The 20,044-nt window shown below is 65.7% G+C and carries 18 protein-coding genes; 1 reads left to right on the forward strand and 17 read right to left on the reverse strand.

Features of this window, described 5'->3' with window-relative positions; all coding sequences use genetic code 11:
- Positions 1 to 255 precede the first annotated feature (255 nt).
- From KA261_03205 to KA261_03270, 14 genes are all read right to left on the reverse strand, one after another.
- The gene (locus KA261_03205) at positions 256 to 822 is read right to left on the reverse strand and encodes a hypothetical protein (protein ID MBP7696793.1); all 567 of its coding nucleotides are present in this window, start codon (positions 820 to 822) and stop codon (positions 256 to 258) included.
- On the reverse strand, positions 819 to 1,793 hold the full coding sequence (locus tag KA261_03210) for a lamin tail domain-containing protein (GenBank protein MBP7696794.1): 975 nt from the start codon (positions 1,791 to 1,793) through the stop codon (positions 819 to 821). Before KA261_03210 ends, KA261_03205 begins: the two co-directional genes overlap by 4 nt.
- A gap of 129 nt (positions 1,794 to 1,922) precedes the next feature.
- The gene (locus KA261_03215) at positions 1,923 to 3,557 is read right to left on the reverse strand and encodes a hypothetical protein (GenBank protein MBP7696795.1); all 1,635 of its coding nucleotides are present in this window, start codon (positions 3,555 to 3,557) and stop codon (positions 1,923 to 1,925) included.
- Positions 3,558 to 3,561: 4 nt separating this feature from the next.
- Positions 3,562 to 4,974: a sigma-54-dependent Fis family transcriptional regulator gene (locus KA261_03220; protein MBP7696796.1), complete on the reverse strand. Its 1,413-nt coding sequence runs from the start codon at positions 4,972 to 4,974 to the stop codon at positions 3,562 to 3,564.
- 18 nt (positions 4,975 to 4,992) lie between these two features.
- Positions 4,993 to 7,260, reverse strand: a complete 2,268-nt coding sequence (rnr, locus tag KA261_03225; protein ID MBP7696797.1) for a ribonuclease R — start codon at positions 7,258 to 7,260, stop codon at positions 4,993 to 4,995.
- A gap of 194 nt (positions 7,261 to 7,454) precedes the next feature.
- Entirely contained in the window at positions 7,455 to 8,141 is a 687-nt protein-coding gene (locus tag KA261_03230) for a hypothetical protein (GenBank protein MBP7696798.1), read from the reverse strand.
- 55 nt (positions 8,142 to 8,196) lie between these two features.
- Complete coding sequence (locus tag KA261_03235) at positions 8,197 to 8,814, reverse strand: hypothetical protein (GenBank protein MBP7696799.1); 618 nt, start codon at positions 8,812 to 8,814, stop codon at positions 8,197 to 8,199.
- A complete protein-coding gene (locus KA261_03240) occupies positions 8,811 to 9,365 on the reverse strand; it encodes a hypothetical protein (GenBank protein ID MBP7696800.1) in 555 nt (184 codons plus the stop codon). The genes KA261_03235 and KA261_03240 overlap by 4 nt, the downstream gene beginning before the upstream one ends.
- Positions 9,362 to 9,937 carry a sigma-70 family RNA polymerase sigma factor gene (locus KA261_03245; GenBank protein MBP7696801.1) on the reverse strand — a complete coding sequence of 192 codons (576 nt, stop codon included), beginning with the start codon at positions 9,935 to 9,937 and terminating at the stop codon, positions 9,362 to 9,364. The genes KA261_03240 and KA261_03245 overlap by 4 nt, the downstream gene beginning before the upstream one ends.
- Before the next feature lie 119 nt (positions 9,938 to 10,056).
- On the reverse strand, positions 10,057 to 11,070 hold the full coding sequence (locus tag KA261_03250; protein MBP7696802.1) for a rod shape-determining protein: 1,014 nt from the start codon (positions 11,068 to 11,070) through the stop codon (positions 10,057 to 10,059).
- Between the two features lie 209 nt (positions 11,071 to 11,279).
- Positions 11,280 to 13,550, reverse strand: coding sequence for an NADP-dependent malic enzyme (locus KA261_03255; GenBank protein MBP7696803.1), 2,271 nt, complete (start codon positions 13,548 to 13,550; stop codon positions 11,280 to 11,282).
- 300 nt (positions 13,551 to 13,850) lie between these two features.
- Positions 13,851 to 14,207, reverse strand: coding sequence for a hypothetical protein (locus KA261_03260; GenBank protein MBP7696804.1), 357 nt, complete (start codon positions 14,205 to 14,207; stop codon positions 13,851 to 13,853).
- 15 nt (positions 14,208 to 14,222) lie between these two features.
- Positions 14,223 to 14,600: a hypothetical protein gene (locus KA261_03265; GenBank protein ID MBP7696805.1), complete on the reverse strand. Its 378-nt coding sequence runs from the start codon at positions 14,598 to 14,600 to the stop codon at positions 14,223 to 14,225.
- Entirely contained in the window at positions 14,597 to 14,953 is a 357-nt protein-coding gene (locus KA261_03270; GenBank protein MBP7696806.1) for a helix-turn-helix transcriptional regulator, read from the reverse strand. The genes KA261_03265 and KA261_03270 overlap by 4 nt, the downstream gene beginning before the upstream one ends.
- Positions 14,954 to 15,452: 499 nt before the next feature.
- Here KA261_03270 and KA261_03275 point away from each other — a divergent pair, with 499 nt between their 5' ends.
- Positions 15,453 to 16,190: a hypothetical protein gene (locus tag KA261_03275; GenBank protein MBP7696807.1), complete on the forward strand. Its 738-nt coding sequence runs from the start codon at positions 15,453 to 15,455 to the stop codon at positions 16,188 to 16,190.
- 55 nt (positions 16,191 to 16,245) lie between these two features.
- Here KA261_03275 and KA261_03280 read toward each other — a convergent pair whose 3' ends face one another.
- The 3 genes from KA261_03280 to KA261_03290 form a co-directional block, all read right to left on the reverse strand.
- Complete coding sequence (locus tag KA261_03280; protein ID MBP7696808.1) at positions 16,246 to 16,689, reverse strand: hypothetical protein; 444 nt, start codon at positions 16,687 to 16,689, stop codon at positions 16,246 to 16,248.
- 58 nt (positions 16,690 to 16,747) lie between these two features.
- Positions 16,748 to 17,380 (reverse strand): rhomboid family intramembrane serine protease, encoded by a 633-nt coding sequence (locus KA261_03285; protein ID MBP7696809.1) that lies wholly within the window; start codon positions 17,378 to 17,380, stop codon positions 16,748 to 16,750.
- A gap of 114 nt (positions 17,381 to 17,494) precedes the next feature.
- The gene (locus KA261_03290) at positions 17,495 to 19,807 is read right to left on the reverse strand and encodes a M23 family metallopeptidase (GenBank protein ID MBP7696810.1); all 2,313 of its coding nucleotides are present in this window, start codon (positions 19,805 to 19,807) and stop codon (positions 17,495 to 17,497) included.
- Between the last annotated feature and the right edge of the window lie 237 nt (positions 19,808 to 20,044).

Below are 20,044 nucleotides of genomic sequence, written 5' to 3' on the forward strand. Positions count from 1 at the left end.
CCTGCATCGGCCGGTTTCCAGGGCGAGCGCCAGCGCGTGCGTCAGGCCAAGCACCGGGTGGTACCCGGCGGCATACGTGAGGCGGGCGCCGCGATGCATGATATCGATTCCCCCGCCGAAGGTCAACGGCTCAGAGGCCAGGCCCACGAATATTGCGGCCGGCGGCGCCACCGCGAACCGCTGGCCGATGCCGAACCGGGGGGACTGCGTCGGCTCAAAACTCGCCCGCCCGGTCGTCTGGTAGGCGCCGTTCCCCTAGATTTCCACGTACACATCCAGCCGGCGATGGTCGGGCGCGGCGGCGGCGTCCAGGCGCGGGCAGTTAAGATTCTCGGCCGCGGCCGCCGCCTGCACGCGCTTCCCGGCATAGGTTGCCGAGAGGCCGACCGCCGCGGCGTGGAGGCGGCCGTACCCGCCGCCGAATTCGACGATCTTCGCGGCGAGGCTGCCCCCGGCGCCGAATGCGCCCACCCGCCAGCCGGCCGCCAGACGGACCGTCGTCTCGGCATACAACTCCGTATTGCCGAACTGGGACACGCCCGCCGCCAGCACCGCCCGGCCCAGTCGTCCGGCCGCGGCGGCGAACACCTGGTCGAGGTCGCTCAGTTCAAAGCGCCGCACGCCGCCGAGTTCGAACCGCCACTCCCCCGTGCGGATCCCGGCGGTCGGCGCCTTGGTCAGCGCGGCGGCCGAGGCGTCGGCCAGGAGCATGGTCCGGCCGAAGCCTTCGCCGCGCGGCGTCGGCAATTCGAACGCCGCGGCGCCGGCGGCGCAGGCCAAAAGCAGACCCGCGCCGATCGCCGCCCGCCCCGGCCGTCTCATCGCGCGATCACCACGGTCCGGCGCGCCGACTCCCCGCCGATCGCTTCGAGGTAAATGATGTAGATCCCGATCGGGAGACGCTCGCCCGCTCGCGACCGCCCCCACCACACGCACTGCGCCTGCCGCTGCCCCGCCGGGATCGCCATCTCCCACACCCGTCGTCCCTCGCGATCGTAAATCTCCACCCGGCGGTCGAGCTCCTCGTCCGCCTCCAGCCCAATCACGGTGGAGTCGTCGACGCCGTCTCCGTCCGGCGAGAACACCCTGGGCGTCACGGTCAGCGCCGCCGCGCCGGCGGCATCAGAGTCGGGCAGGACGTTCTCTCGGCCGGGCGTGCCTCCCGGATCGGCCGACCGGTCCCACCGCGAGGGGTCGATCGGGTGGCGGCACCAGGTCCGGTTGTCCGGAAACACGGCCCGATACACGAAGTGATCGTGGAGCGCGCCCCCCGGGGCGATCAGGCGGATGCTGTCGCCGGTGTTGTTGAGCACGGGCCACGAGGGCGGCTCGATCACCGGCGCTTCCGGCCGGCCGGCGGAGGCGAAGAATGCGGCGGAATCCTGCACGAGGACGGCATATCCCCGGGGCGGGACAGCCGCGTCTGAAACAGCCGGGCCCGCTCCGGTGTCGATAATCACCGCTGTCCGCAGCGCGTCTCCGATCCGCCATCCGGCGAGACTGACGGCGGTATCGGTTTCGTTCTCCAGTTCGATCCACTCCGATCCATAACCTGCGGTCGGATTGGCGAGCACTTCGTTAAGGCGGATCGCCTGCACCGGCGCCGCCGCACCGGCCAGGAGGGCACCGACCGCCAGGATGAAACCGAGCGTCCCTTCGAACGCCCCCAGCATGGCCTTCGCCAGCGCGAGGACCTCCGCCTGGGCTGGCGCCGCCGAGGCCGCGGCGGCCGGCGCGCCTATCTCGCCGGCACCCTGAGACCGCGCCGCGGCCGAATTCCTGACCTTCCGCATCGTACCTCCTCCCCTGTATCCGGGTGTTCGTGCAGGTCCGGACCGTTATGGTCGTCAATTGTTTCTTTTCGCTGCCGGCGTCAAAACCATCCCCCATTTCATGCCAGATCCATGCGTCACCTCGCGTCGCTACAGGACTGCTTCGGCCTCGAGCGCCACCGTCGTGCGGTGAGGGTCGTCCGCTCCCCGGCTATAGCGCTGCGCGATTTTCACCGCGATCGCCACCGCCTCCCCGATCATTTGCCGCAACTGGACATACCCGTAGGCGTAGTCAATTTGTCTGCGCGCGGGCGAGATCGTCCCCAGGTTCGCCCAGATTTCGAGATCCCCGACCCGCGCAGAGCGGTAGCGGAGACGCGCGAACCAGTTCCAGGAGTCGGCGGCGCCGCTGCGGACGGTGTACCCGACATAGGTGCGCACGGCCAGGGCCGCGCGATCGTACCGCACCTCGGCGCGCGTGCGGCGCACGACGGCGTCGCGGTCGTACAGGCTCTCCCTCGTGCGGGTGAGGCGCTCCAGGTGATCGGCCCGGACCTGCAGCGCGCGGCTCGCGGCGGCGATAAGCCCCGCCAGGACCTCGCCGCGCAGCGTATCGCTGCTGCGGATGGATCCGGCCACGCCGGTCTCGAGCGCCACCCGCGCCGTCAGGGCGGCCTCGGTGCGCACCGTGGCGCCGGTGTTGCCGGTGCGCCGCGAGGAGAACGCGAACGCCGGACCGGGAATGCTGTCTCGCGCGGCGATCGTCCCCCCCGCGCTGCCGCCCGCCAGATCGACATAATCGCGATCGTAGTGCCACCCGCAGTAGCGGATCTCGGCCCCCGTCAGGCGGTGCCGTCCTTCGAAAACGACGGCGCCGAAGGCGCTGCGCACGCCCGCCTGCCCGGCCGCTTCCGCGGCGATCCGGCCATTGCCGTAGGCATATTCGAGCAACCCTGCGTACTTGACATCGCTCCGCGGCTCGCCGCGCACGCGGCTGCGCAGGCGGTTGATCCCTGCAATCGATGCGGCCCGCACTTTGCCGCACCGGCGGGCGACCGCCACCGCGGCCGACAGCAGGGTGAACTCCCCGTCGCGGGTGTGCGAGACGAGCGCTTCGGCCTGCCACCGCCCCGCGAGCGCGCGGACATATCCGCCGTTCTGCCCGCCGTAGTCGGGGTACCGGACCGACTCGCCGTCGAGCCGCGGCGAACTCCCGAGGATCTTTCCACGGTAGCCGGCCACCGTTCCGAGCCCCAGCCGGCGGGCGAGGGATCCGACCGCGGCCTCGCAAATCACGCCCCGCTCGGGCCGCCAGCGGATCATCCTTCCCACCACCCGTTCGCGCCCGGAAACCGTCCGCTCCAGCCTCACCGCGCCGTCGAGATGCGGGCCGAGCCGCCCGGAGACAGTGGTCCGGTAGCTTCCTCTTCCGCTGCGCTCGATCTCCTGCGCGTACCGATGCCTGACCGCCAGCCGCGGCGCCGGCGGCCGCTTGGCGGTGAAGGCTTCGGCCTGCTCCGCCGCCAGGCGCGGGAGCGCCGTGTCGGCGCGTTCCTCCCCGGCCAGATTGGGGATTTCGTTGAACAGGTAGCGGGACGGCTGGTCGATTCCCTCGCGCAGGATTTCGCGGAGAATGTCGTACCGCTCCTGATCGATGTCGCCCCGCCGCAGCGCCTCGAGCAACTCGTCCTCGGAGGGATAGACGTCGGTCGAGAGTTCCTGGGCGGTCCCTCCCGCGGCCGCGAGTGCGATGGTGATTGCGGCGGTCAGCGTGACCGCTCGCATGGTGTCAGCTCAGCCCGTACTTCTTGAGTTTCCGGTAGAGCGTGCGCTCGCCGATCCCCAGCCGCCGCGCGGCTTCCTTGCGGTTGCCGCCGGTTTCGCGCAGGGTCCGCCGGATCATGCGTTCTTCCACCTCTTCCATGGTCGCGCCGTCGGCCGCCGGCGCGGCCTCGGCCGTCTCCTCGGGCGGTTCGCTCGGCAGGTGGGCGGTGATGAGGTCGCGCAGGAGTCGAATTTCGGCGCCCAACTGGAGAATCGCCCGGTAGATTAACTCCTGTCCCGCCTCCTCGACTGTCTTGCCGGTCGTGACCGGCAGGTGTTTTGCCGTGACGTGTTGCTCGTCGATGAACCGTTCGACATCCTCGACCTCCACCGTCCCGCGCGGTTTCAGCGCCCGCATGCGATCGGCGAAATTCTTCAGTTGCCGAACGTTGCCCGACCAGTCGTATTTCAACAGAAGATCGAGCGCCGGGTCGGTGTAGTCAAGCTCTTTTCCGCGCCAGAAATGCTGCAGGAGCGCCTCGATGTCCTGTTTGCGGTCCAAAAGCGGCGGCAGGACGATTTTCACAACGCCGATGCGGAAGTACAGGTCCTCGCGGAAGCGCCTTTCGCTGATGGCCTCAGTGAGGTCGCGGTTGGTGGCCGCGATCACGCGCACGTCGGCATGCCGCGCCGTCGACGATCCCACCGGGTAGTAGGTGCCGTCCTCGAGCACGCGCAGCAGTTTGACCTGGGTGTCGGGCTTGGTTTCGCCGATTTCGTCGAGGAAGATCGTCCCCCCTTCGGCCCGCGCGAACAGTCCCTCGCGTCTGGCGACCGACCCGGTGAACGCTCCGCGCTCGTGCCCGAACAGCTCCGATTCGAGCACGCCCTCGGCGAGCGCGCCGCAGTTGATGGCCACGTACGGCCGGTCCTTGCGCGCCGACTGCGTGTGCAGGGCCCGGGCCACGAGTTCCTTCCCGGTGCCGGACTGCCCGACGACGAGGACCGAGACGTCGGTCGGCGCGATCCGCTCGATCGTTTCCGCAACGATCTTCATCTGCGGCGCGCGCCCCACCATATCGTACCGTTCGAGCAGGTGCTTGCCGTGGTAGATGTGGGCGATTTTTTGCGCGAGCCCGTCCGGCCCGAGCGACAGCGGAAGGCGCCCGTCGATAAACTGCACCTCGGCCGGGGCCGGCTCCCGGTCGTGGGTGAGCAGCCAGATTTCGGTCAGGCCGTTCTGGCGGCGGATTCTGCGGGCCACCGGCCGTTTGAGGTCGGCCCGATTCTCATCGACCAGGACCAGATCCACGCGCCGCTCGCGCACGAGGCGGTAGAGCTCCGACAGCTCGGTGACCGTTTCGCCGAGGCGCTCCCAGGCGATCCCGGAGGCGACGGCGGTTTCGGGCGCGAGGAGTATGATCGTGCGGTTTACCATGGCGGTCGATTCCCCGTCTCAGCGCGGGCGCTTCTTGCGGGTGCGCCCGTACCCCGGCGGGGCGGTCCTGGTCCGCGCGGGGGTCTTGGCCTTGGGCGGCTGCGCCTCCGCCCACCCTTTCTTCTTGCGCTTCCCCTTCGGCCCGCTCCCGGCTTTCGCTTGAGCGGGCAGCCCCGGGGCAAAGAGCGCGATTTCGTTATTCACCTTGTCCACCGAGAGCACCCCCACCTCCACCCGGTCGCCCAGACGGAACATCCGCCCCGTCCGCCGCCCGATGAGGGCGTAGCGCTGCTCGTCGAACCGGTAGTAGTCGTCGTCAATCGTCGATACCCGCACCAGCCCCTCGGCGCCGAGGTTGTCCAGGCGGACGAAGAAGCCGAATCCGGTGACTCCGGAGATGATGCCCCCGAAGAAGTCGCCGACGTGCCGCGCCATGTACTGGACCTGCTTCACCTTCACCGCCTCCCGCTCCGCGGCCTCGGCGATGCGCTCGGTCTCCGAGCAGTGTTTTCCGGCGTGGTCGATGACTGCAGGAATCCGTCGGGCCGCCGCCGGCGAGTACTTCCCGTCGGGCCGCCGCATCCGCAGCAGCCGGTGGACGAGCAGGTCGGGGTAGCGGCGGATGGGCGAGGTAAAGTGGGTGTAGTGGGTGAACGCCAGCCCGAAGTGGCCGACATTGTTGCGCTGGTAGACCGCCTTCTTCAGCGAGCGGAGCATCAGCTCGTTGATGAATTCGGCCTCCGGCTTGTCCTTCACCGTTTCCAGGAAGCGGGCGAGGTCTCCCGGTTTGGTCGTGGGGGAGACGGGGAAGCGGTATCCGAGGCGGGCCACCATGGCCGAGAAGGCCTCGAGTTTTTCCATGTCGGGGCGGTCGTGGACGCGGTAGAGGAAGGCCTGGGCACTGCGGAACATCTCGAGCGCGACCGCCTTGTTGGCCGACAGCATGAACTCCTCGATCAGCCGGTGCGATTCCAGGCGCACGCGGTTGCCCAGCTCGATCACCTCCCCCTTTTCGTTGAGGGTGATCTTGGCTTCGGGCAGGTCGAAATCGAGGGATCCCTCGGCGAACCGGCGAGCGCTGAGCAGGCGGGCGAGCTCGCGGGCCGTCGTGAGATTCTCAGCCACCCGCTCGAGCTTCCGCCGCCCTGCGCCCTCGGGGAGCCCTTTGTCGAAAAACTCCTGCACCTCCTCGTAGCTCAGCTTGGCCCGCGACTTGATCGCCGACGGCCGGATCTCCCACGACAGCATCTTCCCCGCCCGGTCGAAATCCATGAACACCGAGAAGGTCAGGCGCTTCCGGTTCGGCTTGAGCGAACAGACGTCGTTCGAGAGGCTCTCCGGCAGCATCGGGATCACCATCCCGGGCAGGTAGACGGAGTTCCCCCGCTTGAACCCTTCGGCGTCCAGCGCCGTTCCCGGCTGCACGAAGTGGGAGACATCGGCGATGTGCACGCCTAGCCGATAGCCGCGGGGAGTCCGCGTGACATTCACCGCGTCGTCATGGTCCTTGGCGTCGGCCGGGTCGATCGTATAGATGCATTCCCCGGTGAGGTCCAGCCGGCCCTCCTCGGGCTCTTCGCTCAGACGGGCGGCCGCCTTCTCGCCCTCGTTGCGCACCTCCTCGGGGAATTCCTCGGGGAGGTCGAAACTCTTGATCACGGTGAGCATGTCCACGCCGGGCTGGCCGGGAAAACCGATCCGCTCGCTGATCTCGCCCTCGGGATTGACATAGGGGTCATCCCACACGGTCAGGCGGCACACGACTTTCTCTCCCTCTCTGGCCCCGGCGGTGTGCGAGGAGGGGATGTAGATATCGCGGTGAATGCGGGGATTGTCGGGCCGCACGCAGAAGAAGTGCGGCGTTTTTTGGAAGGTCCCGACAATGTTGCGCCGGGTGCGCTCGACCACCCGCACCACGCTGCCGGTCGGACGGTCGCCGAGGTGGCCGGTGAGGCGGACCATCACCCGGTCGCCGTCGAGCGCCGTGCTCAACTGCGTCGCCGGGATCATGATGTCAGTCGGCTCCCCCTCGCGCGCGACAAAGCCGACGCCCGAGCGGTTAACCGAGATCGGGCCGACGATCACGTCCATTTCGGTGGCCACCCCGATGCGGCCCCGGCGAAGCTTCACCAGCTCCCCCGTGTCGACCAGCGCCTTCACCTGGCCGCGGAACTCGCGGTATTCCTCGGGGGGAATGCCGAGCGCTCGCGCCAATTCTTTCATCCTCATCGGGTGGGCCGACTTGGCCCGGATAAATTCAAGTATTTCCTTGCGTGTTTGTGCCATAGTACCAGAACGTAACCTTCTCAAAAACGGCTGTCAAGTCTCATCTGTCACCAATCGGCCAAAATGGCAGATCATTGGTGCAACTTATTATACACAAAAGTCTTCCCTGCGCCACGGAGTTATGTGCCCATAAAGGGAGACCGGTGGGATTTTACCACCGGTCTCCCGCCCACACTGCTAACGCAAAAGCCGGTTTACCGAGAGGTCCCAAAACGGCGGTCGCGGAACTCGATGCGGTCCCGGCCCTGGCCCTGGCGAAACTCCCGCCGCTCGTCCCGGCGTTCTTCCCGCAACTGGCGGAGTTTTTCCTTCTGTGCGTCGGTGAGCACCGAGAGGCATTCCTGGCGCTGGGAGTAGCACTGCTTCTGAATGCCGGCGCGAAGCTGGGCCACCTGATCGATCGCCTGGCCGACTTCCTGCGTCGAGGCGTCATCTTTGCGCAACAGCTCCTTAAGTCGGAGTTCAGCGCGTTCCACGTCCGCCCGGGCGCCGATCATGTTCATGCGGTGGTTCAGCTTGAGCTGCTCCAGCCGTTCGACCTGATCATTGGAGAGATCCAGTTCTTTCCGGAACTGCGCGAGGCCGGCGCCGCCGCCGCAGTCTCCCATGTCGCGGCCCATCCGGCCGTGGCCCCTCATCCCGCACTCCATCATGCCTTGGCCGCCATGTTTCCCGCACCCCATCATGCCCTGGCCGCCATGTTTCCCGCACCGCATCATGCCCTGGCCGCCATGCATCCCGCAACCGGCGCCCATACCCGTCGCCATCGGGGCTTGCGGGGTCTGCGGTGCTTGCGGGCAGTTCGGGCCCGGGGCGGGCTGCGCCCAAGCAAGCGCGGCCGCCGCCACCACCGCCAGTAAAACCACCATGGCCTTTCTCATCGTCAGTCTCCTTTCCGATTCTTTCACCGAATTATCCGATTGCCGCTGTCCGGAGTCAGTCCGAATCCCCCGGCTGCCGGCGCCACCCGCTGCCGGGCGTTCCCTGCCGCTCCCGGAACGAACGCACCTGGTCGAGCAGTTCGAATTCAAAACGTTCTTCGAACACCACCAGTTTGCCGATCTGCGCCTTGGTGAGGATGCCCGCCACGCGGTCGAGAAACTGCTCGCTGGCGAGGGCGTATTCGCGGCGCAGGGTGAGCACGCGCGCGACCAGCTCGGCGATCGCCGAGTCGTTCAGCGTATCCTCGCGCAGGCCGGTGGCCAGGTTTTCCACCAGCCGCCGGCGTTCCTGCTGCAGCACGAGCTGCCGCTCCCGGAGGGCCTTGAACTCGACGAGGAACTCCATTTCCTGCTTGTCGTCCAGATCGAGAAGTTCGAGCAGTTTGAGCATGCGGAACTGTTCGAGGTGGCGCCGGCGCGGTCCGGAAGCCTCGGGCGCCTCAGGCGCCGCCGGCGGTTCCGCCTGGGCGTAGAGCGCCGCGTGCACGATCGCGCATTCCGGTCCGGGACGGTTTTTGCCGGGGCACGGCCCGGTTTCCGGACCCTGCGCCTGCGCCGCTCCGCCGCACAGGACCAGACCTCCCGCCAGCACCACGGAGGCGTAGCGTCTCACAGAATGTCTCCTATGTCGAAGTTTTTGGCGAGGTACTCGTATTCGTCGTCGGTAAGGTCATCCAGGAGGGCGTTGCTCGGTTCGCCGGCGGGGCGGGCGCTCACATCCTCCAGGAGCGCCTGCACGGTCGGCTCGTCGAGATCGTCATAGAGCGAATCTTCGGCGGCCGCGGTCGCCTCGCCGGCGGTCGCCGGGGAATCGGAGGTCACCGCCACACGCGGGTCGAAGCGGTCGCCGGTCAGCGCGATCGCGAGGATCAGCGCGGCCGCGGCCGCGGCCGGCGCCAGCCAAGGCAGCCAGGCGGGGGTTCGGCCCCGCTGGGCCTCATCGAGCCGTTCGATCTCGCCGTCGATCCGCGCCAGAAGGCGGGCGCTCTCGAGGTCGGTGAGTTCGAACTCGCCCGCTGTCCGCGCCCCCTCGGCCGTCGCCCGCAATTCCTCGTGCAGAGCGCGGCAGGCCGGACACCCGGCGAGGTGCGCCGCCGCCTCGCCCGAAAGCTCATCGGCCCCCAGCGATTCGTGGAGCATGTCCCGCACTTCGGCGCAGGTCATGGCCGCCACCCCCTCTCCGCCGCATACGTCCGCAGTTTGCCCACCGCCTCGCGGTAGTTGGTCTTCACCGTTCCGACCGCGGTTCCGGTCATCTCGGCAATCTCGGCGAACCCGAGCTGGCGGTAGAAGCGCAGCTCGAACACCAGGCGCTGGCGGGGAGGGAGGAGCCGCATGAAGGCGCTGATGTCGTCGCGGAGGCGGGCCTGCTCCAGCGCCCGGTCGGGCGCGGGTTCATCGGAGGCGCGCTCGGCCCCCGCCCCGCCGGCGTCCTCGAGCGACACCGTGCGGCCGGCCCCCCCGCGGCCCAGGTAGTTCAGCGCCTTGTTGGCCGCAATCCGGTACAGCCAGTTCTCGAAGCGGGCCTCTCGGCGGAACCCGGAGAGGTGCTGCCAGGCGGAGACGAAGGTTTCCTGCGCCAGGTCCTGGGCGGCGTCCCGGTCGCCGGTCATCCGGTAGGTCAGCGCGGTAATGTCTCTCATAGTCCGCCGTACCAGTTGCGAGAACGCCGCTCGGTCGCCGTTTTGCGCCTGCCTGACCAGGCGGTCGATTGTCTCACGGTCGTTCCCAGCCATGCATTTAATTTCCGCCGATAAGACCGGCCCGGCAATCCAAAAGATTAATGGCCGCGGAGGAGTGTATGCAAAAAGGCCGGACGGCAGTCCGGCCCGGCCAGGTCCGAGGGCGGCGCGGGTCAGTCTTTCCGCGGCCGCTCCAGCACTTTCTGGAAGGCGGTGAAGTTCTCCAGCACCTTGCCGGTTCCCCGCACCACGCAGGTGAGCGGATCATCCGCCACGTTGACCGGGAGATTGGTCTCCTGGCGCAGGCGCTTGTCCAACCCGCGCAGGAGCGCCCCGCCGCCGGTCAGGATGATCCCGCGCTCGAGGATGTCCGAGGCCAGCTCCGGCGGCGTCTGTTCGAGCGCCTGCCGCACCGCCTCGACGATGATGTCGATCGTCTCGGAGAGGGCTTCCCGCACCTGCACCGAGGACAGGTTGAGGTTCTTGGGGACGCCGGCCACGAGGTCGCGCCCCTTGATCTCCATCGAGATCTCCTTGTCGAGGGCGAAGGCCGACCCGATCTTGATCTTGATATCCTCGGCGGTGAGTTCGCCGATCGCCAGGTTGTAGTTCTTCTTGAGGTACTGGGTGATCGCCTCGTTCATTTCGTCGCCGGCGACGCGGATCGAGGTGTTGTTGACAATTCCGCTGAGGGCGATGACGGCGATTTCCGAGGTCCCGCCACCGATGTCAATGACCATGGAGCCGGTGGGTTGTTCGACGGGGAGGCCGACGCCGATCGCGGCCGCCATCGGCTCCTGCAGCAGGTAGACCTCGCGGGCGCCGGCGTTCTCGGCCGAATCCCGCACCGCCCGCTTTTCTACCTCGGTGATTCCCGAGGGCACGCAGATGACGACGCGCGGCTTCATCAGGTACTTGTGCTTGACCACGCGGCGGATGAAATCGGAAATGAGTTTCTCGGAAATCTGGAAATTGGCGATGACGCCGTCGCGGAGGGGGCGGATAGCCTCGATGGTGCCGGGCGTGCGTCCGGTCATTTCTTTGGCCGCGGCGCCGATGGCGAACACTTTGCCGGTGGTGCGTTCGATGGCGACGACCGACGGTTCGTTCAGGACGATTCCCTGGTTCTTTACGTAGACCAGCGTGTTGGCGGTACCGAGGTCGATACCGATGTCGTTGCTGAGCAGGTCGAAGAATCCCACGTCAAATCCTTTTTACGCTTTCGCCAAACGCGTCGGTGCGGTCATCCCTGAACATGTTATCGAACGACGGTGTCCAATAGTTTACAGGCTATCCCGCTATGGGGCAACAAAAAAGTGCCCGGCGGGGCGTCCGGGGAGCATATGAAAACGGCCGGGGCGCGGGCCCCGGCCGTGATTGTCCGCCGTCGCGCCCCCTATTTCGCCCGGGCGCTCCCGCCCGTCGGCGCCTGCGCGTCCACCACCGCGATCGCCGCCATGTCGACGATCTCGTTGACATCGAGCGTCCGGTGCAGAATGTGGACCGGTTTCGACAGCCCCATGAGGATCGGCCCGATCGCGTCGAGCCCGCCGACCCGCTGGAGCAGCTTGTAGGCGATATTCGCCGAGTTGAGTTCGGGGAAGATGAAGACGTTGGCCGGTTCCTGGAGCTTGGAGAAGGGGAACAGTTTGCGCAGCATCTCCGGCATGACCGCCGCGTCCGCCTGCAGCTCGCCCTCGACGACCAAATCCGGCGCCATCTTTTTCAAGAGAGTCGTGGCCCTGGCCACTTTCTCCGACTCGGGATACCGGGCGGAGCCGAAATTCGAGAACGAGAGCATGGCGATCCGCGGTTCGATCCCGAACCGGCGCGCCACGTCGGCCGACAGCAGCGCGATCTCGGCCAGCTCCTCCGGCGAGGGGTTGATGTTCACCGTGGTGTCGGCGAACATGTACACCCGGTCCTTCTGGAGCATCGCAAACAGCCCCGAGACCCGGGTGGCGCCGGGAGCGAGGTCGATAATTTCCAGGGCCGGGCGAATGGTCGATGGGTAATCCGACAGCACGCCGGAGAGCACCGCGTCGGCGTCGCCCGTCGCCAGCATCATCATCCCGAAATACGTCCGCTCGCGCATCAGCCAGAGGGCCTTGTCCTCGGTGATCCCGCGGCGCGCGCGGCGTTTCCAGTAGGCCTGGGCGTAGGCCGGACGGCGCGGCGAGGTGGCCGGATCGATGATCTCGATCCCCAGCAGGTCGACCTCGTGCTCGGCCGCGATCTTCTTGATGTCCGCCGGATCTCCCAGCACGATGGGGAGGGCGATGCCTTCGTCTTTTACGATCCGCGCCGCTCGAAGGATGCGTGACGAGTGGCCCTCCGGGAACACGATCTTCTTCGGGCTGCGGCGCGCCTTCTCGCTGATGAACGTCATGACCTTCCGCCCCTGCCCGATCCGCTCCGAAAGCAGCTTCTTGTACTCCTCGATATCCATCGGGTTGCGGGCCACGCCCGTCTCCATGGCGGCCTTGGCCACCGCCGACGATTCCCAGATCAGGATGCGCGAATCAAACGGCTTGGGGATGAGGTACTCGCGCCCGAACGAGAAGTGGTCGACGCCGTAGGCTTTGGCCACCGACTCCGGCACGTTCTGCCGGGCCAGCGTCGCCAGGGCGTGGGTGGCCGCAATCTTCATCTCCTCGTTGATCGCCGTCGCCGCCACATCGAGCGCCCCGCGGAAAATGAAGGGGAAACCCAGCACGTTGTTGACCTGGTTCGGATAGTCCGAGCGCCCCGTCGCCATGATCACGTCCTTGCGCGCATCCATCGCTTCGGGGTAGGTGATTTCCGGGTCCGGGTTGGCCATGGCGAAGATGATCGGGTCCTTCGCCATCGACTTCACCATCTCTTTCGTCACCAGGTCTTTCGTCGACACGCCGACAAACACGTCGGCGTCCACCATCGCGTCGGCCAGGGTCCGCGCATCGGTCTTGCGCACGAACTCCCCTTTGTACTTGTTCCACTTGTCGCCGCGCCCCTCATAGAGGACGCCCTTGGAGTCGACCATGAGCAGGTTCTCATGCTTGACGCCGAGCGAGCAGTAGAGCTTGGCGCAGGCAATCCCGGCCGCGCCGGCGCCCGAATAGACGACCTTGATCTTGTCGATGTCTTTCTTGACCAGTTCCAGCGCGTTAAGCAGGGCGGCCGCCGAGATGATGGCGGTCCCGTGCTGATCGTCGTGGAACACCGGGATCTTCATCGTCCGCTTGAGCGTCTCCTCAATATAGAAACACTCCGGCCCCTTGATGTCTTCGAGGTTGATCCCCCCGAAAGTCGGCTCGAGTAGCTGGACGCACTTGATTACTTCGTCCGGGTCTTCAGTATTCAGCTCGATGTCGAATACGTCGACGTCGGCAAACCGTTTGAAGAGGACCCCTTTGCCCTCCATCACCGGCTTGCCGGCGGCGGCGCCGATGTTGCCAAGGCCGAGCACCGCCGTGCCGTTGCTGACCACCGCCACGAGATTCCCCTTGGCCGTGTATTTGTAGACGTCCTCCGGATTCTCGTGGATTTCCAAACAGGGCTGCGCCACCCCCGGGGTATAGGCCAGGGAGAGGTCGAGCTGGGTGCGACACGGCTTGGTCGGGGTGACCTCGATCTTGCCGGTGCGCGGCCGGCTGTGGTAGTCGAGGGCTTCTTGCCGAGTAATCATGGCGAACTGACTCCTTTGATGCGAAAGGGGCTCCCGCGGCGATTTCCCGCTGACCACTGAGCCCCATGTTCAGAATTTCACATGCGCGAATATACGGGCTGAACAGGCCAAGTCAAGCGGATTTGACCGCTCCTGTCCGGGGCGGCCTCCGGGCGGTTTCGCCGCCGGCGCCGCGGGTTGCCGCCCGACATCGCAAGCTCGGCCGAGCCGTTTTTCCGCCCCTCCCGCGTAAGTTTATTGACATATACTGACAGCCCCGGTTAATTGGTCTGAACCGAATTTGCCAATCACGTCTCCCAGTCAGGGCCGGTCGCTCTCGCCCGAGAAATACATCCTGAGGCCAAACATGATGCTGAAACGCCGGGTCGATTCCTCGATAGTGGAACCGAAGAGCTCATATCCTGTCCCCTGACTATCCGGCAGCCATTCCACGCTCGTGATGAATGTCAGCCGGTCGCTCACCGGGTCAAGATAGTTGGCATAGAGCTTCAGACCCGCCACGTCGAACTTTCTGTAGTCGACGCTATTGATCAGAAGATCGGTGCCGGTTTGCTCGAATCCGAGACCGAGCTCAATGTGTTCAGCTCGATCAGGGTTGTTCTGCTGCGCTGCGGCCATAACCGGCAACAGCAGGAGTAGAGACACGAGCCTTTTCATTTGTCGTCCTCCCCACTAATCTCTGTCCAGGTAAACTTTCACCGCCACCTCGATATTGAACGTGGTCAAGTATCGCTGAACCGACACCGAAGAATATTCGCTGACGGGGACAGATAACTCCGGCCCGACAGTCCGTCGCATTCCCCACGCCATCGATCCAAGCATTGTCACATGTTTGCTGACCGGAACCGATGCTCCGAACGTAGGTATCAGGCGGCCGAGGCGGACAGCATCGATGACATATGGCGCCACAGTCGTTTCACATCGATCATTCATCCAGCTGTATCCCATCCCCATGATCAGACTCGGACGCTGATCCGGGTTCTCGAGACGCTGCCCATAGGCGGCCCCCGCCACAACGAGCAAAAATACAACGATTGTCAAGCCCTTCATGTCCCGTTCTCCTTCTTCATGTTGTCTTCGAGCATTTGATATATCTTCCGCTGCAGAATCTCCCGCATCGTGTCGCCCTCCGGTAACGACGTAAAATAATCATACAGCGCTTCGGCGTCCGGGGATGACTTGGGCACCTCCACCACGCCCCGAAGTTCCTCGTGGCCGGTCAGCGCCTCAAGGTCGCAATGGAGCGCCCTGGCGAGCGCCACAAGGGTCTCTATCGACGGCAACTTCCCCCGGTCGGATTCCTGCAGATATCCCCGGATCATGACGTGATGCACGCCGGACCTGCGAGCGAGTTCGTTAATCGTCAATCGCCTGTCGGCCATGATCCGCCGCAGATTATCCATGAAGTCATTACTTGCCATGTTGCCACAATGCTGCAGGCCAAGAGAAGTCGCAAGAATCGTTGAAAGACGCATGGCAAGATGGAATGAATCTCTGAAACCGCAATGCGTCAGCCAAGGGGGACCGGCGGCAGGTGATCGCGATCAATGGCACATTGTACGTTCGCACTCCCGAACACTGCAAGCGCGCGGCGGTCAAGGCGGGCAGCGAAATCATATGCCACCGCGACGCCAGTCTCCCCGATACCGTCATAGCGTTAGAGCCCGAACAGAACTAGTCCAATTAAGAACGACCGGCTAACCAATTTCGAGGCGATCGTCCGTGCAACCGCAATATAACGGCAAACGCCGAAATGTCAAGGCCGACGATCTCATCGGCCGGCGTCGCGCCCGGCCTATGCGTGCGCCGCGAATACCTTTTGACAATCGGTCCCACGGCGGGTACTTTGAATGAGAAATGACTGATTGGCCCAGAGCTCCTGTTGGCGGGAGGCCCCGCGTGTTGTCCATGCGCCGTCTCTCCAGCGCCGTCGCGGTGGTGATCTGCATTTTCCTCTTGTCCGCGGCCGGGGCGCGCTCGGCGCCCGGCGATTCTTTGCTTCTGCCCTCGCGGACCGTGTACGGCGGATTCGGCGTCCAGCCGGTGGTGGCGAAACTGGTCGCCCCGATTCGCGGCGCGACGATTCCGATTAAAATCCCCGCCGGGCCGGAGGTGGTCGAGCTCTCCACCGAGGGCCTGGTGACCGAGAACTGGAATATCGCCCTGCTCGAGATCAAGCCGGATTCGGGGTTTCTGTTCATCATGCTGGCCAATACGGCCGGGCTTACGATCCCGGCCGGCCAGACTCCCCTGTGCAACATCCGCTACCTCACCGGCAACAACTCGTGCGCGGGGAGTTTCTCCTTCCGCTGGGACACGGCGCTGGCCGGAAGCGTCGCCCGCCGCCTGACTTACGCGAGTCTCGACAACCGGACGATCTATCCCGGCTTCAACTACTTTCGCGACCGGGTCGACGTTCTTCCTGTGGTTCCCGGCGATCTCACCAGCGACGGTGCGGTGTCGATTCCCGACCTCACGTATTTCGTCGCCTACCTGTTCCGCAACGGTCCGCCGCCGGGGTCGCTCAACGCCGCCGATGTCAACGGTGATTGCCGGGGTCCGGATGTCGCCGATCTGACCGCGATGATAGCGGCGTTCTTCCAGGCCGGCCCGCCTCTCCAGTGCGGCTGCGTCGTATAGCCGGGCGCCGGTCCAGCGACCGGGGCCGCGGGGTTCTCAGGTTGGGGAAATCCCCCTACACGCCGAAGGTTTCTTCTCCCGACCGATTGCGCCCGCAGCAATTCCGACAGGCGGCGATCTCGTCGGTCAGCCCCTTGACCGCCAGGTGGGCGGTAATCGCCATTCCCTCCGGCCCGTATTCGACGGCTTCGATAGTGCAGTAGTCCCCCACCCGCCCCGCCGCCAGCCCGAGTGCGGCCTGGAGGGCCGCCCGCACCGCGGCGAAGTGCTTCACGGCGAGGTACTCGGTGATGTCGCTCCCGGCCCGCAGCTTGGCGAGAAAATCCTCGTTGCGGGTAGCGGCCACCTGGGCCGCCGTGCGCCGGAACAGCCAGGGCCCGATCAGCTTGTCTTCACCGACCGTGCCCCCGCACGTGCGTTTGAACAGCCGGTAATCGACCACCCGATCGTCGGGCGCGACCGTGAGCTTGACCGTATCCGTGATATCCTTGCAGGGCATTTGACTCAATCTCCCATTTCCCGGTGATGGTACGCCGGTCGGCCGGGCCGTGGTTGGCTCAATCCCAGCGCACGCGGTAAATCCGCTGTCCGTCGTCCGCCCTTCCCCGCGGCCCCCGGAACCTGAGCAATCCCCGCAGCAGCAGGTACCCGAAGACGAACCCGCCCACGTGCGCGAGGTAGGCCACGCCGCCCGAGGCTCCGCTCGGCTGGATGGCGTCGACCACCGACAGCAGCAACTGGTAGACAAACCACAGCCCGATCACCATTTTGGCCGGGAGCACGACGAACTGGATGAAGAAGAAGATGATGAGCACGGTGACGCGGGCACGCGGGTGGAGCACCAGGTAGGCTCCCATCACGCCCGAGATCGCGCCCGAGGCGCCCACCAGGGGCGTCTGCGAATTGGGGCCGAAGAGCGTGAACAGAAAAATCGCCGACAGCCCCGACAACAGGTAGAACAGGATGAATCGGACAGGGCCGAAGTAGTCCTCGATGTTGTTTCCGTAGATCCACAGGAACAGCATGTTGCCCAGGAGGTGCATCCACCCTCCGTGCATGAACATCGACGAGAACATGGTGAGCCACACCGGCGCGGCGACCTGCGGCGTGAGTTCCGTGAAATGCACGAGCTCGTAGGGGATGAAACCGTACTGGACAATGAAGAGCTGGAAAGCCCGGGGGCTGCCCATGATGGAGTACAGAAACACGAGCGTGTTGGCGGCGATCAGGCCCACCGTCACGTACGGTCTGCGGATAGTCGGAGTATCATCGCGTATGGGAATAAACAATTTTCGCCTCAGCCGTCACCGGTCGCCGCCCCCCGCTTTCGCGACGCGAAAGCGAAGGTACTTGCCGGTCTTGTTGCCCACGCGGTCGGTGGCCTCAATCGAGAGGTAGTGTTCGCCCGGCGCCAGCGGCGCCAGCGGCCGGCTGTGCACGCGCCCGGTCTCGGGCTCGTATTCCGGGATCAGCCACTCGCCGTCGAGCTCGATGACAATGTTCCGATCGTCGGCAATGCCCGACAGGGTGTCCTCGAGGACGAAATTGACGGCCGGCCGGCGGTTCTGGTACACCCCGCCTTCGCGCAGCGACAGATTCGAGATCCGCGGGGTTTCGTAATCAAACACCGCCCCGAACGACCCGCCTCCCCCCGCCGTCGCCGTCAGCACGTCGCGGTCGTCGTCGAATGAATTCTCCAGCCACACCCACCGATTGGTGTTCTTGTCCAGCCAGCAGAGACCGCTGTACCGGTTGGGCTCCACGTCGTACGGTATGTGGTACGTGATGGCGAAGCGCGTGCGGGTCGGGAAGGTCTCCGGCAGCACGAGGTAGTGGTCGGAATTGAGGGCCAGGGGAGACCGGTCGACGACGGCGTTTCTCTTGAGTTCGAGGAACACAGGGGCGAAGAAGGACTCTTTGGGCAGATCGAGCCAGGCGTTTTGGTCGAAGGCCGCCCGGACCGTCGAATCGATCCCCGCCGCGACGATATTCAGGGAGTCGGACCACCGCCCCGCCCGCGCCGGGTCGTGCGAGAGGACCGCCTGGTACCGGTCGATCCGCGCGTACTTGGCCTGCGGCCGCACCAGGCACACATACCGCTTGGGCGTGAGCATCCGCCCGTACTCCGTCCCCAGCAGTTTCCCCCGGTAGAAGAGATCGACGCGCGAGAGGTAGGCCGAGGATTCCAGCGAGGTGATCTTGATGAGCAGGCCGTCCTCGGTCAGCTCGTGGGAGGTTTCGAACTTTCCCCCGGTGTCGTCATCGCGCAGTCCGTTGAACACGCCGTCGGCGATCACGCCCCCCTCTTCAGTGAAGAGGTAGAGGCGCAACGGCGTGACGCGGGTTTTGTAGCCGCCGGCGCGCACTTTCAGCCGCCCGCCGTCGAGCCGCTCGATCGTCCCGTCGGGCGTCCAGCCCCAGCGGTCGCCCCGTCCGACATAGAGCACGATCGAATCGACCGCCACCGTGGCCAGTGCTTCGCTGGCCGTGAAATAGAAATCGGTCGTGTCCGCTGCCACCCGCACGGTCGAATCGAGCCCGTAGAGGAACTCCCCCGGCCCGAGCACGACCCTGAACCGGAGTTCCGACCTGTTCCCGAAAGCATCCTCCGCTGTGATCGCGAGGTCGTGCGGGCCGGGCGCCAGCCCGGTGGCGCAGCCGATAAGCCCCCCATGGGGGCCATGGGGACGGCACCCGGCGTAGTCGTTCCCCGGTTCCCGGTACAGCCGCCGCACGTGCTTGCGCTGGGCGACGGCTTCGAGCAGGTCATACTCGAGCGAGACGGCGGTGTTGGTTTCGAAATAGGCGGAGTCGAACACCGATTCGTGCCACAGCCGCCCGTCCACCGACAGCGCCAGCCGGTACACCGCCTGCTTCATCCCGCCGGACCGCATGAGGTCGTAGCAGTCGACCAGCAGCCCGACGGACGAGTTGAAGTACAGGCCGGTGTCGATCGTGTAGGTTCCCGCCGCTCCCGCCACCACCGGCACCCACATCTTCCGGCTCCCATCAGGAAACACGCTGTGGTCATCGGTCAGCCGCAGCCCCAGCCGGGTGATGACCGGCGGCGTCTTGTCGGCCAGCCGGTAACCGTGCGACAGCGGGTTGAGGGGGATGTCCCCCGCACGCTTCTCGAAATGCAGGTGCGGCGCCCCGGACCCGGTTTGCCCCGAATAGGCCAGCAACTCCCCCTTCTTCACCGGGACCGAGTCTTCCGGAAAATACAGATCCTGGTAATACCGCTTGGCGCTCACCTGGGCCGTTTTCAGGCGCCGGTCGAGGGCGGAGTTGAAATCCTGAAGGTGCGCCATGACATAGGTGCACCCGTCATTCCCCCGGAGATAGAGCACTTTCCCGTAGCCGGTGTAGGAAGTCCGCAGCCGCCAGACGTAGCCGTCGACCGGGGCGAGCACCTCTTTGCCGGTTACGCCGCCGGTGCGGATATCGATGCCGAAGTGGAAGTGTCCGAACCGGTAATCCCCGAACCCGCTGGAGAGGTCGACGTCATAGCCGACCGGCCATCCGGCCACGGCGTGCGTCGCGGCCGCAGGCAGGCCGGTGAGGATAATTGCCGCCAGGATCGCCGGAAGTACCGGGTGGCGGAGTGGCCTACGCACGGGGACGTGGGCGGGCGCCTTTTGCTGCTGGTCCAATATTCTCAACCTGTTGCCTACGTTTACGTTGATTCTCCTTTAAACGAATTAAGGGGCAAATGGTGGCAAAAGACAACGCTTTTTTCCGGCCGGGCGAAAGGGTTTCACATGACCTGGGCCGCAGCCGAAGTCATTCCGCCGCGGATGCGCCCCCCGCGCGTCGGCACCGGCGACCAGCGGTTTGTCGGCGACCGCGCTCCA

The sequence above is a fragment of the Candidatus Zixiibacteriota bacterium genome, from assembly GCA_017999435.1.
GTDB lineage: Bacteria > Zixibacteria > MSB-5A5 > GN15 > FEB-12 > JAGNLV01.

Excerpts from the sequence above, each read along its gene's own strand:
- KA261_03205 (MBP7696793.1), bottom strand. The coding sequence starts at position 822 with ATGAGACGGCCGGGGCGGGCGGCGATCGGCGCGGGTCTGCTTTTGGCC.
- KA261_03210 (MBP7696794.1), bottom strand. The coding sequence starts at position 1,793 with ATGCGGAAGGTCAGGAATTCGGCCGCGGCGCGGTCTCAGGGTGCCGGC.
- KA261_03215 (MBP7696795.1), bottom strand. The coding sequence starts at position 3,557 with ATGCGAGCGGTCACGCTGACCGCCGCAATCACCATCGCACTCGCGGCC.
- KA261_03220 (MBP7696796.1), bottom strand. The coding sequence starts at position 4,974 with ATGGTAAACCGCACGATCATACTCCTCGCGCCCGAAACCGCCGTCGCC.
- rnr (MBP7696797.1), bottom strand. The coding sequence starts at position 7,260 with ATGGCACAAACACGCAAGGAAATACTTGAATTTATCCGGGCCAAGTCG.
- KA261_03230 (MBP7696798.1), bottom strand. The coding sequence starts at position 8,141 with ATGAGAAAGGCCATGGTGGTTTTACTGGCGGTGGTGGCGGCGGCCGCG.
- KA261_03240 (MBP7696800.1), bottom strand. The coding sequence starts at position 9,365 with ATGACCTGCGCCGAAGTGCGGGACATGCTCCACGAATCGCTGGGGGCC.
- KA261_03245 (MBP7696801.1), bottom strand. The coding sequence starts at position 9,937 with ATGGCTGGGAACGACCGTGAGACAATCGACCGCCTGGTCAGGCAGGCG.
- KA261_03255 (MBP7696803.1), bottom strand. The coding sequence starts at position 13,550 with ATGATTACTCGGCAAGAAGCCCTCGACTACCACAGCCGGCCGCGCACC.
- KA261_03260 (MBP7696804.1), bottom strand. The coding sequence starts at position 14,207 with ATGAAAAGGCTCGTGTCTCTACTCCTGCTGTTGCCGGTTATGGCCGCA.
- KA261_03265 (MBP7696805.1), bottom strand. The coding sequence starts at position 14,600 with ATGAAGGGCTTGACAATCGTTGTATTTTTGCTCGTTGTGGCGGGGGCC.
- KA261_03270 (MBP7696806.1), bottom strand. The coding sequence starts at position 14,953 with ATGGATAATCTGCGGCGGATCATGGCCGACAGGCGATTGACGATTAAC.
- KA261_03280 (MBP7696808.1), bottom strand. The coding sequence starts at position 16,689 with ATGCCCTGCAAGGATATCACGGATACGGTCAAGCTCACGGTCGCGCCC.
- KA261_03285 (MBP7696809.1), bottom strand. The coding sequence starts at position 17,380 with ATGGGCAGCCCCCGGGCTTTCCAGCTCTTCATTGTCCAGTACGGTTTC.